This window comes from Achromobacter pestifer, assembly GCF_013267355.1.
Classification (GTDB): Bacteria; Pseudomonadota; Gammaproteobacteria; order Burkholderiales; family Burkholderiaceae_B; genus Achromobacter; species Achromobacter pestifer_A.
Window position 1 is genome coordinate 6,535,646 of record NZ_CP053985.1, and the last position, 11,027, is coordinate 6,546,672.

Annotated in this window: 11 protein-coding genes; 3 read left to right on the forward strand and 8 right to left on the reverse strand. The window is 68.0% G+C overall.

Annotation, left to right across the window (positions count from 1 at the left end; all coding sequences use genetic code 11):
• Positions 1–22: 22 nt before the first annotated feature.
• Entirely contained in the window at positions 23–1,753 is a 1,731-nt protein-coding gene (gene araD, locus FOC84_RS30790; RefSeq protein ID WP_173149032.1) for an L-arabinonate dehydratase, read from the reverse strand.
• A gap of 123 nt (positions 1,754–1,876) precedes the next feature.
• Here araD and FOC84_RS30795 point away from each other — a divergent pair, with 123 nt between their 5' ends.
• On the forward strand, positions 1,877–2,566 hold the full coding sequence (locus FOC84_RS30795) for a GntR family transcriptional regulator (protein ID WP_173149034.1): 690 nt from the start codon (positions 1,877–1,879) through the stop codon (positions 2,564–2,566).
• Positions 2,567–2,685: 119 nt separating this feature from the next.
• Complete coding sequence (locus FOC84_RS30800; RefSeq protein ID WP_173149036.1) at positions 2,686–3,240, forward strand: surface-adhesin E family protein; 555 nt, start codon at positions 2,686–2,688, stop codon at positions 3,238–3,240.
• Positions 3,241–3,246: 6 nt separating this feature from the next.
• Here the strand turns inward: FOC84_RS30800 and FOC84_RS30805 are convergent, their stop codons facing one another.
• From FOC84_RS30805 to FOC84_RS30825, 5 genes are read right to left on the reverse strand one after another with little or no spacing between them, the layout of a single operon-like run.
• Positions 3,247–4,080: an ABC transporter permease gene (locus tag FOC84_RS30805; RefSeq protein WP_438800854.1), complete on the reverse strand. Its 834-nt coding sequence runs from the start codon at positions 4,078–4,080 to the stop codon at positions 3,247–3,249.
• Complete coding sequence (locus tag FOC84_RS30810; RefSeq protein WP_173149038.1) at positions 4,077–5,267, reverse strand: ABC transporter substrate-binding protein; 1,191 nt, start codon at positions 5,265–5,267, stop codon at positions 4,077–4,079. The genes FOC84_RS30805 and FOC84_RS30810 overlap by 4 nt, the downstream gene beginning before the upstream one ends.
• A gap of 58 nt (positions 5,268–5,325) precedes the next feature.
• Positions 5,326–6,123, reverse strand: a complete 798-nt coding sequence (locus FOC84_RS30815; RefSeq protein WP_173149040.1) for an ABC transporter ATP-binding protein — start codon at positions 6,121–6,123, stop codon at positions 5,326–5,328.
• The gene (locus FOC84_RS30820) at positions 6,120–7,232 is read right to left on the reverse strand and encodes an acyl-CoA dehydrogenase family protein (protein WP_173149042.1); all 1,113 of its coding nucleotides are present in this window, start codon (positions 7,230–7,232) and stop codon (positions 6,120–6,122) included. The genes FOC84_RS30815 and FOC84_RS30820 overlap by 4 nt, the downstream gene beginning before the upstream one ends.
• Positions 7,229–7,786, reverse strand: coding sequence for a carboxymuconolactone decarboxylase family protein (locus tag FOC84_RS30825; RefSeq protein ID WP_173149044.1), 558 nt, complete (start codon positions 7,784–7,786; stop codon positions 7,229–7,231). The genes FOC84_RS30820 and FOC84_RS30825 overlap by 4 nt, the downstream gene beginning before the upstream one ends.
• Before the next feature lie 164 nt (positions 7,787–7,950).
• Here FOC84_RS30825 and FOC84_RS30830 point away from each other — a divergent pair, with 164 nt between their 5' ends.
• Positions 7,951–8,880, forward strand: a complete 930-nt coding sequence (locus FOC84_RS30830; protein ID WP_254241833.1) for an AraC family transcriptional regulator — start codon at positions 7,951–7,953, stop codon at positions 8,878–8,880.
• Positions 8,881–8,883: 3 nt separating this feature from the next.
• Here FOC84_RS30830 and FOC84_RS30835 read toward each other — a convergent pair whose 3' ends face one another.
• Both FOC84_RS30835 and FOC84_RS30840 read right to left on the reverse strand, forming a co-directional pair.
• Positions 8,884–9,711: an alpha/beta fold hydrolase gene (locus FOC84_RS30835; RefSeq protein ID WP_254241834.1), complete on the reverse strand. Its 828-nt coding sequence runs from the start codon at positions 9,709–9,711 to the stop codon at positions 8,884–8,886.
• A 3-nt stretch (positions 9,712–9,714) separates the two neighbouring features.
• Positions 9,715–11,007, reverse strand: coding sequence for an O-acetylhomoserine aminocarboxypropyltransferase/cysteine synthase family protein (locus FOC84_RS30840; RefSeq protein WP_173149046.1), 1,293 nt, complete (start codon positions 11,005–11,007; stop codon positions 9,715–9,717).
• Positions 11,008–11,027 lie beyond the last annotated feature (20 nt).

Sequence of the window (11,027 nt, forward strand, 5' to 3'; positions counted from 1 at the left end):
TGGGGTAAGACGCGGACGGCGCCTAGAAAATCTCGGGTTCGGGCACGGGCGCGCCGAAACCGGTTTCCAGGAAGTCGAAATCGCAGCCGTCGTTGGCCTGCAGAATGTGCTTCGAATACATCCAGCCGTAGCCGCGCTCGTAGCGCCTGGGCGGCGGCGTCCAGGCGGCGCGGCGCGCGGCCAGTTCTTCGTCGCTGACGTTCAGGTGGATGCTGCGCGCGGGCACGTCGACAGTAATCAGGTCGCCCGTGCGCACCAGGGCCAGCGGGCCGCCGATATAGCTTTCCGGCGCCACGTGCAGGATGCAGGCGCCGTAGCTGGTGCCGCTCATGCGGGCGTCGGACAGCCGCAGCATGTCGCGCACGCCCTGCTTCACCAGCTTGGTCGGGATCGGCAGCATCCCCCATTCCGGCATGCCGGGGCCGCCCTGCGGGCCGGCATTGCGCAGGATCATGATGTGGTCGGCGGTGACGTCCAGGTTCTCGTCGTCCACCGCGGCCTTCATGCTGGGGTAGTCGTCGAACACCAGGGCCGGGCCGGTGTGGCGCAGGTACTGCGGCGCGCAGGCGCTGGGCTTGATGACACAGCCGTCCGGCGCGATATTGCCGCGCAGCACGGCCAGCGCGCCTTCGTCGTAGATGGCCTGCTCCAGCGGGCGGATCACGTCGTCGTTGTAGACCTCGGCGCCGGCGATGTTCTCGCCCAGCGTCTTGCCGGTGACGGTCATGGCGGACGGATCCAGGTGGTCCCGCAGCCGCGACATCAGCGCCGGCAGCCCGCCCGCGTAGAAGAAGTCTTCCATGAGATAGGTGTCGCCGCTGGGCCGGATGTTGGCGATCACCGGCACCTTGCGGCTGGCGGCGTCGAAGTCGTCCAGTCCCACCGCGCAGCCGGCGCGGCGCGACATGGCGACCAGGTGCACGATGGCGTTGGTGGAGCAGCCCATGGCCATGGCCACGTTGATGGCGTTCTTGAAGGACGCCAGGCTCAGGATGCGCTGCGGCGTCAGGTCTTCCCAGACCATCTCCACCACGCGCCGGCCGCATTCGGCCGACATGCGCATGTGGTTGACATCCGCCGCGGGGATCGAGGACGCGCCCGGCAGCGTCATGCCTATGGCTTCGGCGATGGCGGTCATGGTGCTGGCCGTGCCCATGGTCATGCAGGTGCCGTAGCTGCGGGCGATGCCGCCCTCGACCTCGGTCCATTGCTCCTGCGTGATCTTGCCCGCGCGGCGCTCGTCCCAGAGCTTCCAGGCGTCGGAGCCGGAACCCAGGATCTTGCCTTTCCAGTTGCCGCGCAGCATCGGGCCGGCGGGCACGTAGACACAGGGCAGCCCGGCGCTGACCGCGCCCATGATGAGACCCGGCGTGGTCTTGTCGCAGCCGCCCATGAGCACGGCGCCGTCGACCGGATGGCTGCGCAGCAATTCCTCGGTCTCCATGGCCAGGAAGTTGCGGTACAGCATGGTGGTCGGCTTGACGAAGGATTCCGACACCGAGATCGCGGGCAGCTCCACCGGAAAGCCGCCCGCCTGGAGCACGCCGCGCTTGACGTCCTCGACGCGCTGCTTGAAGTGGCTGTGGCAGGGATTGAGATCCGACCAGGTGTTGATGATGGCGATGATGGGACGGCCCGCCCAGTCGTCGGGGCCATAGCCCATCTGCATCATGCGGGAACGGTGGCCGAAGGAGCGTAGATCGTCCCGGGCCATCCAGGCGGCGCTGCGCAGGCTTTCGTAGGAGCGTTTCATAGGGGCGAGGCGGTTTTTCGTATTGGCGACGAGGCTATTTAAACACTAATACATTAGTGCGTCAGCTAGGTAAAAACCCGCTAAACTCCGTTACTCTTCAGGCCCCACTCCGCACGCGACCCGATGCAAAGCACCAAGCTCAGACTGGACCGCTCGCGCCACGCCGCGCCGCAGGTCTTCGAACACCTACGCGAACAGATCCTGTCCCTGGAACTGGCCCCGGGCGCTCCTCTGTCGCGCATCACGCTGGCGGAAACCTACGGCCTGAGCCAGACCCCGATCCGCGACGCGCTCATGCGGCTGGCCGAGGAAGCGCTGGTCGAGATCTATCCGCAGCACACCACGGTGGTCAGCCGCATCGACGTGGCCGCCGCCCGCGAAGCGCATTTCCTGCGCCGCTCGCTGGAGCTCGAAATCGTGCGGATGCTGGCGCAGCGCCCCGACCCCCTGCTCTTCCAGCGCCTGCAAGCCAGCATCGACCTGCAGCGCGCCAGCCATGCCAGCGGCCAGTACCAGCGTTTCATCGACGCCGACCAGGCCTTCCACCGCGACATGCACGAGGCCGCGGGCGTGATCCGGCTGTGGGAACTGGCGCAGCGCTATAGCGGCCACCTGGACCGCCTGCGCCGCCTGCATCTGCCCGAAACTGGCAAGGCCGAGCGCATCCTGGACGATCACCAGCGCCTGCTGGACGCCATCGTCGCGCAGGATCCGCAGCGCGCCCAACTGGTGCTGCGTGAACACCTTTCCGGCACCCTCAGCCAGGTGGCCGAGATCTGCAAGCGCTATCCGGACTATGTGCTGACGGCCTAGGCGCCGTTGCCCCTAAGGCGTATTCGCCCCGCGCGGACGCGCCCTGCCCGGTATGATCGGGTACACGCCATGGTCACGAGCCTGGCGCCGGCGCGCCGCGCCACCACCGGAAAACACCAATGACCGCAAGGCACGCATACTTGATCGCCCTGGCCGTGACCGCCTGGGTCCACCCCGCGCAGGCCGCGCCGCCCGGCGCCTGCGAAACCATCACGGTCCGCGAAGGCGATCCGGTGCCCGCCGACGCCTGCGCCGTGAACATCGTGCCGCGCGACCCTGGGCCCGGCGGCATGCTGTCCGGCGGACCAGACTGGGTACCGGTGGATCCGCAGGCCATGCCTGGCGTGTTCTACGACAGCGCATCGATCAAAGTGGTGTCTGAGCGCCCTGCCGTCATGGCAGTGAACGTGGCCTGGTTCTATGCCCAGCCCAAGATTTCCGCGGCCAATGGGCAACCCTACCGCTCCGTGGCCCAGCCGGTCACCATGAACTGCACCGCCAACACCTATACCGTAAGCCAGGTCGTGCATTACGCCGGCGAGAACGCCACCGGCCCCATCGTGGAGTCCCTGCCTCCGCCTGGCATCCGCAATGCCCCGATCGCGCAGGATCCCGTGCAGCGCAAGCTGCGCGAGGTGATGTGTCCCGCCAACGGCAAAAGTTCGCGCAAGTAAGCCGTCCTATCCTTTCCAGTAGCGGTACAGCGCGCGCGCCGCGGCGTCCAGCAGAAAGCCCAGCACGCCTATCATCAGGACCATCGCCATCAGCTCCGAGTACGCCAGCCGGTCGCGCGTATCCAGGATGAAATAGCCCATCCCCGCCGACACCCCCAGCATCTCGCAGGGCACGAGCACGATCCACAGGATACCGATGGCCAGGCGCACACCGGTCAGAATATGGCCCAGCACGCCAGGCAGGATCACGCTGCGCAGCGTCTCCCAGCGGGTGGCCGCGACGCTTTGCGCCAGCTGCAGCCAGCGCGGGTCCAGCTGCTGCACGCCGGCGGCCGTGTTCAGCACGATGGGCCAGACGGCCGCAAAGGCCAGCAAGAAATAGACCGGATCGTCGCCCACCCCAAATGCCATCACCGCGATCGGCATCCAGGACAAAGGCGAAATCATGCGCAAGAACTGCATGGCCGGAGACACCGTCGCTTCCAGCCGCCGGTAGCTGCCGATAGCCAGTCCCAGCGGCACGCCTATGGCCAGCGCGAAGCCCAGGCCGACGGCGATGCGCCGCAGGCTGACCAGGATGTGTAGGGGCAAGTCCGACCCCGTCAGCAGCGAGGCCAGGCTGGCGAAGGTAGCACCTGGCGAAAAGCGCCGCGCCATGCCGCCCGCGGGCGACAGCACGTCCGTGCCCAGCCACCACAGCGCCAGCAGCGCGGCGAGCCCCCCTGCGCCTAGCGCGCAACGCGTGGCCAGGCCTGGACCGCCGCCCCCGCGGCCCGGCACTGCCGCTGGGGCAGCCGTCAGGCCGGCCGACGCTTCGGCGACAGACTCGGGAGCCGTCACGCCTGCACCGTCTCGGTCCGGCTGTACTGGTCCGGAAAACCGAAGCGGCTCAAGCCGCCGGCGGTTTCGATGGCGCGCTTGACGTAACGGTCATCCACCAGTTCGGAGGCCGCGCGGGCCGGGTCCAGGTCGGCCAGAAAACCGCGGTCCGCCTCGATCAGCGTATCGCGCAAGCGGCGCACCAGCTCTTCGGTGTAGCTGGGAAACGGATAGGGCTGGAAGTCGATGCGGCGCTCATCCCAATCCGCATGCCGGATGGCACCGCTGGCCAGGTACTGCTCGCGGTCGGCCGGCGGCGGCGCCAGCACCTTGGACAGTGCCGGCACGGTATGCGGCGTGTAGCGGTTGATGCCTTCCTTGGACAGGAGTTGCGCGGTCTCGGCCCGGTTGTCGCGGATCCACAGCTGCGCCTGAACGATGGCGTCCACGACCTTTTGCGACCACTGGGGACGCTGCTCCAGGTCGCGCTCGTGCATGAACACCACGCAGCACGCGTGATTGCGCCAGACGTCGCCCGTGAACCGCAGCACCTTGCCCACGCCCAGCGTCTCGGCCACCGCGTTGAAGGGCTCGGCCACGATGTAGCCTGCAATGCGGTTCTGCGCCAGCGCCGGAGGCATGTCGGCGGGCGCCATCACCACCAGGTTCACTTCATTGGCCGCCACAGCCCCATCCTTGCGCGCCACCGGCGCCAAGCCGTTTTCGCGCAGCAGATGCTGCAGCACGACGTTATGGATGGAATACCAGAACGGAATCGCGACGGTCTTGCCGCCCAGTTGCTTGACGCTGTCTATGGAAGGCGCCACCGTCAGGCCCGAACCGCCCACGTGATTCCAGGCCACCACCTTGGCCGGCACCTTGCTGCCAAACCGCGCCCACACGGTCATCGGCGACAGCAGATGCACCACATTGACCTGGCCTGAAATGAAAGCCTCGATCACCTGAGCCCAGCTGCGCAGCAGCGTGGGCTTTTCCGCCTTGACGCCAGCCTGCTCGAACAGGCCGTTGTTATGCGCCACCAGCAGCGGCGCGGCATCGGTGATGGGCAGGTAGCCGATGCGCACCGGCGCGTCCGGATCGCTTTGCGCGCGGGCGTTGAACGCGGACAGCAAGGATGCCGCGCCGCCTGCCGTCAGCAGGGCCGAGAGTTTCAACCAGTCGCGACGCGACATGTGTTCAAGGCACATCTAAGCACTCCTAGCAGGATCAGTTCACGCATGAAGAGCCAGTGACTGGCCCTCCGGTTCAGACAGACGCGGCCACGCCGCGGGCGGCCCGCAGCGAGCTGCGCAGGCGGGTAAGAATTTCCAGGCGCAAGGCGCCCATTTCCGGCAACAGATCGGCGCGCGGCTGCGGCAGGTCCACCCGCCACACCCCCAGAATGCGCCCGGGCGCGCCGCCCAGCAGCACGATGCGGTCGGCCAGCACCAGCGCCTCGTCGATATCGTGCGTGATCAGCACCGCGGCGGTATCGAAGTCGGCCACCACCTTGCGCAGCAGCGCCTGCATCTCGCCCCGGGTGACTTCGTCCAGCGCGCCGAAGGGCTCGTCGAGCAACAGCACCGCCGGCCGGCGCGCCAGGCAGCGGGCCAGGGCCGTGCGCTGCGCCATGCCGCCAGACAGCTGCGCCGGGCGCAAATGCCTGGCGTGCGCCAAACCCACCTCATCGATCGCCTGGTCCACCCTGGTCCGGCGTTGCGCATCGGACAGCGCCGGCTGATGCTTGAAATCCAGGCCGAAGGCCACATTGCGCTCCAGCGACAGCCAGGGCAGCAAGCTCGGGTCCTGAAATGCCACCGCGACGCGGGGGTGCACGCCCGTGAGCGGCGCGCCTTCCATCAGCAGCGACCCGCTGCTTGCGGGTTGCAGGCCCGCCAGCACCCGCAGCAGGCTGGACTTGCCCGCGCCGCTGGCGCCCAGCACCGCCACCACCTCGCCCCGCGCCAGCGTCAGGTCCACATCCTGAAACACCGCGTCGATAGCGCCGGGATAGCTGAGCGCCAAACCCTGGGCCTGCAACACGGCTGGCGGACCGGCTCTCATGCGGCGGCACCCGCCGCCAGCCGCGCCTGGCGCTTGGCCAGTTCGGTCTTCAGCTGCACCAGGCTGGGCGTCACGATGGGCAGGAACGCCGCCTCGCGCCAGCGCCGCGCAAAGCCCGCGCCCGCGGGCTTCAGATAGGCCGCGCCCCCGCTGGCCTGCAACTCCAGCTGCACAGCCTGATGGGCGGCATCGGCCAGCGCGATGCGGATTTCGAACAGGCTCCAGGGCTCGGCCACGAAGCGCTCGCTGCGCACCCCGTCTATCAGGCGCGCAGCCAGTGTCTCGACCTGCGCCCGCAAGGCCGCCAGCGGCTGCCCCAGGATGCCGCGCGACGCCTGCCCCTGCCCCGCCTGCTCCGCGGCCTGCAAGGCGCGCCGCGCGAGGCCAATGGACAGCCCGCATTGCAGGCCCGCGAACGCCGGCCTGGCCTGCGGCAGATACTGGCGCGCGTCGGGATGGATCAGCCACTCGGGGCCGATGCGCACGCCGCGCACATCCAGGGCCGCGGTATTGCTCGATTGCAGGGCCAGCAAGGACAGATCCGGACTGCGCGTCAGCCCGGCGATATCGTGCGGCAGCGCCACCACGGCGGGCGTGCCGTCGGGCGCGGTCACGGCGGCGGCCACCAGAAAACCCTGCACCCGCAGATTCGTCACCCAGGGCATGCGGCCATCCAGCACCCACTGGCCGTCCTCCGCGCGCGCGGAGATCTGCAGCGATTCGATCCCGCTCAGGAATTTCATGGCGTTCGACAACGCGGTCGCGCCCGCCTGTTCGCCGCTGAGCAAGGGCGCCAGCCACGCGCCGGTCAGGGCCTTGTTCGGGCTGCGCAACAGGTATTCGATGAAGACGCGCTGCCCCCAGGCCACGAAGGCGCTGGCAACCGACAGTTCCGCCACTTGCGACACCGCCTCGATGGCGTCGCCGATGTCCGTGCCCGCCAGGCCGCCCTGCGCCGGGGGCACGCCATGCCGGAACACGCCGGCCGCGGCCAGTCGCGGCAGCACCGTGGCGGCATCCAGGCTGCCGTCGTCCAGCGCGTCGGCGTGCTGCTCCAGCCACGCCCTCAGATCGGCCGGCAGCACCGGCCCTGCGGATCGCGCCGTCATTGCGCGCCGCTCCAGGCGTAGTCGCGCAACTGGTCGTTCAACGGCGTCTGCGCCAGGTTGTTGCCGAAGTTGCAAATGGTGGCCAGCCCCACCCCCACGATGACTTCCAGCGCGTTGCCATCCGTATAGCCGGCGTCGCGCAAGGCCTGCAGGGCCTCGTCGCCGACCCGGCCGCGTGTCTGGATCACGGCTTCGGTGAAGGCGGCCAGGGCTTGCAGGCGTTCATCCGGCAGCACGCCCTGCGCCCGCAGGGCTTCCACTACTTCAGGCGACAGCCTGGCCTTGTTGCGCGCCAGCGCCGTGTGCCCCGCCACGCAAAATGTGCAGCCGTGGCGCGTGCCTGCCACCAATTGCACCACCTCGCGCTCTTGCAAGGTCAGGCCGGCGCGCGCATTGATCTGCGAGAGTGTCTGATAAGCCTCCAACGCCACGGGCGCATTCGCCAGCACGCCCAGCAGGTTGGACAGGTAACCCGCGCCCTGCTCCGCTGCAGCCAGCGCGGCGCGCGTCGGTTCGGGAGCGCTTTGCGCGGTATGGACGGGCAGACGGGACATGAAGATCTCCTGCGGGTTATCGTTGAAGACATGATTGTGCTCGCGTCGGATGGCAAGCGACAATGCGCGAAGATCGCAACTTGATGCTCGATCTTATCGACTTTCAGCTATGCGCTTATAACCAAACGTATGCCCCGATGATGCCCGCAAACTGCGCCGGTCCATTGACCATATCAGCCACCGACCAAGCCGCCGTCGACGCCCTGCTGCTGTCCAGCCTGGAGGTCCAATCCAGCCTGTACCACCTGGGCCAATACTGCGGCAATTGGTCCGCCAGCACCAGTGGACGCGCACGCGCGAGCTTCCACCTGATCCTGCACGGCCGCTGCCAGGTCGACGTGGACGACGGCCGCGACAGGCTCACGCTGGGCGCGGGCGATGGCATCTTCTTCCTTCGCGACATTGCGCATGCGCTGACGCCGCTGGAACCGGCCGTGGAAAGCGTGCAGCGCACGGCGATGGAACCTCTGTTGCCGCGCCGGGCCGACAGCACGGGCCTGGCCTGCGGCTTCTTCCAGTTCCGGCCCGGACTGGCGGACCTGCTGGCCGACACCTTGCCCGACTACCTGGTCCTGCGTGCCGGCGACGAACGCTTCCGCACGGCGCGCGGCGTATTCGAGTTGATCCTGGGAGAAACGGCCCGCGAGCCGGGCGCTTCGTCCGTGGTGCTGGAACGGCTGACCGACCTGCTGATTTTCTTCATGTTGCGCCATCTGGCCATCCATGACCGCCAGGCTTACGGCTTGTTCGTGCTGGCCCGCGACCCCGCCATGGCCGGACTGCTGCAAGCCATCCTGGCCGAGCCCGCCAAAACCTGGAGCATGCAGGACATGGCCGACCGCGTGCATATGTCCAAGGCCACCTTCCACCGCCGCTTCACCCTGCAAAGCGGCACCACGCCCGCGCAGCTGCTGCAATTGCTGCGCATGCGGGTGGCGCGGCGCCACCTGGAACATGGCATGGGCATCCAGGACGCCGCCGAACGGGTCGGCTACCAATCGCAGGCTGCCTTCAGCCGAGCATTCCAGCGCACCGAAGGCGTTGCGCCATCTGCCTTGCGCAAGCGCCTCACTGCGCTCACCAGCGGCGCATGAGCCTCAGCCCAGGCCCAGCAACAGATCGGCCAGCAAGGCCGGATGCGTGATGTGCGCTTCGTGCGGGGCGGCGATATCGACCCAGTTCCAGCCGGCTTGCGATTTCACCAGCTTGCGCGACTCGTCCAGCACCGCCAGTTCGGGCTGGGTGCAATGGATGTAGGTGCGCGCGACGCCGTTGCCGATGGGATGTTTCAGGGTCAGCGGCGTGGTGTAACTGGCCAGCGGATGGGCCGTCAGGCGGCGCTTGACCCAATCGTAGTCCGCGCTTCCGGGCGTGAAGCCCCAGGGCGCAGGCAGCGGATCGGGAATCGGCACGGCCAGCCCGCCGGTGGCCTTGGAGGCCGCTGCGATGCGCGCCTCGGCATCCGCCTTCGGATACACCGAGAACGCATTCTGGCCGCTTTGCAGCACGATGGCGTCAAAGTACACCAGATGCGCCAGCCGCTGCGGAATCCGGTCGGCCACGCCCGTGATGGGAATGCCGCCGAAGCTGTGGCCCACCAGGATCACGTCCTTCAGTTCCTGGGTCTCGATGACCTGGACCAGGTCCTCGACGAAGGTATCGATGGTGATGTTCTTGCTCAGCAGGTGGGCGCGGTCGCCCATGCCGGTATAGCTGGGCGCGTACACGCGGTGGCCGGCGGCCAGCAGGCGGTCCGCCACCGGACGCCAGCACCAGCCGCCATGCCAGGAGCCGTGGGCCAGGACGTAGTTCCTGGCCTTCGTGGCCGGGGCAGCCGGGGCTGCCGCCCCGGCCGCTCCCGCGGCTGCCAGCGCGGGCAAGCCCGCGGCCAGCTTCAACAAAGTTCGGCGGGGAAGCATCGTCATGGCTTACACCTGCGCCAACGCCTGATCCAGATCCGCCAGCAGGTCGTCGATGTGCTCGATGCCGATGGACAGGCGCACGGTTTCCTCGCGCACGCCGGCCTTCTGCAGCTCTTCGGGATTGAGCTGGCGGTGCGTGGTGGACGCCGGGTGCGTGGCCAGCGACTTGGAGTCGCCGATGTTGACCAGGCGCGTGAACAGCTGCAGCGCATCCTGGAAGCGCGCACCGGCCTCGCGGCCGCCCTTTACGCCGAAAGTGAAGAGCCCCGGCGCCTTACCGCCCAGGTACTTCTGCGCCAGCGCGTGGTCCGGATGGTCCGGCAGGCCGGCATAGTTGACCCACTCCACCTTCGGATGCTCGCGCAGATACTTGGCGATCTTGACGGTGTTCTCGACGATGCGGTCCACGCGCAGCGCCAGGGTCTCGATGCCTTGCAGGATCTGGAACGAGTTGAAGGGCGAGATCGCCGCGCCGGTATTGCGCAGCGGCACCACGCGGGCACGGCCGATGTAGGCAGCCGCGCCGAAGGCTTCGGTGTAGACCACGCCGTGGTAGCTGACGTCCGGCGTATTCAGGCGCTTGAAGCGCTCCTTGTGTTCGCCCCAAGGGAACTTGCCCGAGTCGATGATGGCGCCGCCCAGGCTGGTGCCGTGGCCGCCGAGGTACTTGGTCAGCGACTGCACCACGATGTCGGCGCCGTGCTCGATGGGACGCAGCAGGTACGGCGACGGCACAGTGTTGTCGACGATCAGCGGCAGGCCGTGGCGGTGCGCCAGGTCGGCCAATGCGGCGATGTCGGTGATGTTGCCCAGCGGATTGCCCACGGATTCCGCAAAGATGGCCTTGGTGCGGTCATCGATCTGGGCCTCGAAGGCCGCCAGGTCGGAAGGATTGGCGAAACGCGTGGTGATGCCGTACTGCGGCAGCGTGTGCGCGAACAGGTTGTAGGTGCCGCCGTACAGCGTGCTGGACGACACGATGTTGTCGCCCGCTTCGGCGATGGTCAGGATGGCGTAGGTCACCGCGGCCTGGCCCGAAGCCAGCGCCAGCGCGGCGATGCCGCCCTCCAGGGCCGCCACGCGCTGCTCCAGCACGTCGGTGGTCGGGTTCATGATGCGGGTGTAGATGTTGCCCGGCACCTTGAGGTCGAACAGGTCGGCGCCGTGCTGCGTGTCGTCGAACGCATAGGCCACGGTCTGGTAGATGGGCACGGCCACGGCGCGCGTGGTCGGATCGGGGCGATAGCCGCCATGCACGGCAATGGTCTCTAGCCGCCACGGCTTGTTCGGTTGGGTCACGCGTGTCTCCTTGTTTATGC